Below are 1,894 nucleotides of genomic sequence, written 5' to 3'. Positions count from 1 at the left end.
CGAACGGCCCCGCTGCTCCGCGCGCCACGCGGAAAGCCTCGGCAACACCTCACTCAACGGAGCATCCGACGAAACGTCCAACGTACGGGCGAGGTCAGCGAGGTCGCCTTCCTCGACGACCTCCCAGAACCGCGACTCCGTCGGCGAGAGCTTGTCGGCGCGCTCGCCGACCACCGCCTCCAGCCAGTAACGCTGGTGCTGGAAGGCGTAGGTCGGCAGGTCCACCCGCCGGGCACCACTGCCCGCGAAATACGCGGCCCAGTCGACCGCCACGCCCCGCGTGTGCAGGGCGGCGACCGTCGTCACGAGCGCGGCCTCCTCGGGCCGCTCAGCGCGCAGCGCGGGCAGAAACACCGCGTCGGGCGCACAGCCCAAGCCCAGCGCGGACAGCGTGCCACCGGGACCGACCTCGACGAACGTCTCGGCGCCTTGCGCGCGCAACGCCACGACCGCGTCATGGAACCGCACGGACTCCCGCACATGCCGCACCCAGTACTCCGGCGAGGCCAACTCGTCGGCGGTGGCCGGGTGCCCCGTCAGCGTCGAGACGATCGGGGTGGCGGGCGCCTCGTAGGACACCTCTTCGAGCACTCGGCGGAAGTCGTCGAGCATCGGGTCCATCAGCGGTGAGTGGAAGGCATGGCTGACCTTCAGACGCGACACCTTGCGGCCCGCCGCACGCCACTTCTCCGCGACCGCGTCCACATCGGCGGCCACACCCGAGACGACGACCGAGGTGGGTCCGTTGACGGCGGCCAGGCCGACCGTCTCCGACAGGTCCGGGGCGATCTCCGCCTCGGACGCCTGGATGGCCACCATCGCACCACCGGACGGCAGCGCCTGCATCAACGCACCACGCGCCGACACCACCTTCACCGCATCAGCCAGCGACCAGACACCCGCCACATACGCCGCCGCCAGCTCACCGATCGAGTGACCGGCCAGCACATCCGGGCGCACACCCCAGCTCTGGAGCAGACGGAAGAGAGCCACCTCCACCGCGAACAACGCGGGCTGGGTCACCCCCGTCTCGTTCAGCGCCTCGGCATCCTCACCGAACAGCACCTCACGCACCCGCGGGTCACACTCGTCCAGTACGGCGTCCAGGGCATCGGCGAACACCTCATGACGGTCGGCCAGTTCGCGGCCCATGCCCAGCCGCTGCGAACCCTGCCCCGAGAACAGGAAGCCCAGCAGCCCGCCTGTGACGGCGCCCGTCACCACCCCCGCCGCCTGTCTGCCCTCGGCGAGCGCGGTGAGGGCGGTCAGCCGGGTCTCCTCGTCGTCCGCGATGACGACCGCACGCTGCTCCAGCGACGCCCGCGTCGTCGCGAGGGAGAAGCCGACATCCACGGGATTCAGGTGGACCGCGTCGCAGAGCAGCCGTGCCGCCTGCTCCCGCAAAGCCTCGGCACTTCGGGCCGAAAGCACCCACGGCACCGCTCCTGCGGGAGCGGAAACCACAGCGGGAGCCGGCTCCTCGACCGCCGGGGCCTGCTCGATGATGGTGTGCGCGTTCGTGCCGCTGAAGCCGAACGACGACACACCGAACCGGCGCGGCCGGTCACTCTCCGGCCAGGGGCGGGATTCGGTGAGGAGTTCGACTTCACCGGTGGACCAGTCGACCTGCGAGGTCGGCTGGTCGACGTGCAGCGTCTGCGGAAGCATTCCGTGCCGCATCGCCATCACCATTTTGATGACGCCCGCGACACCGGCGGCGGCCTGCGTGTGACCGATGTTGGACTTCACCGAGCCGAGCCAGAGCGGCCGGTCGGCGGGGCGGTCCTGCCCGTAGGTGGCGAGGATCGCCTGGGCCTCGATCGGGTCGCCGAGGGTGGTGCCGGTGCCGTGGGCCTCCATGGCGTCCACGTCGGCCGGGGTCAGGCCGGCGCTG

Annotated in this window: 1 protein-coding gene; it reads right to left on the bottom strand. The window is 71.0% G+C overall.

Annotation, left to right across the window (positions count from 1 at the left end; all coding sequences use genetic code 11):
* The coding region (locus tag IE226_RS43520) for a type I polyketide synthase (RefSeq protein ID WP_190087072.1) at window positions 1–1,894 on the bottom strand (1,894 nt) is incomplete at both ends.

It is taken from the genome of Streptomyces longisporoflavus (assembly GCF_014649775.1).
GTDB classification, from domain to species: Bacteria; Actinomycetota; Actinomycetes; order Streptomycetales; family Streptomycetaceae; genus Streptomyces; species Streptomyces longisporoflavus.
Note: the sequence above shows the minus strand (reverse complement) of the source record. Positions and strands in the feature narration are given on the sequence as shown.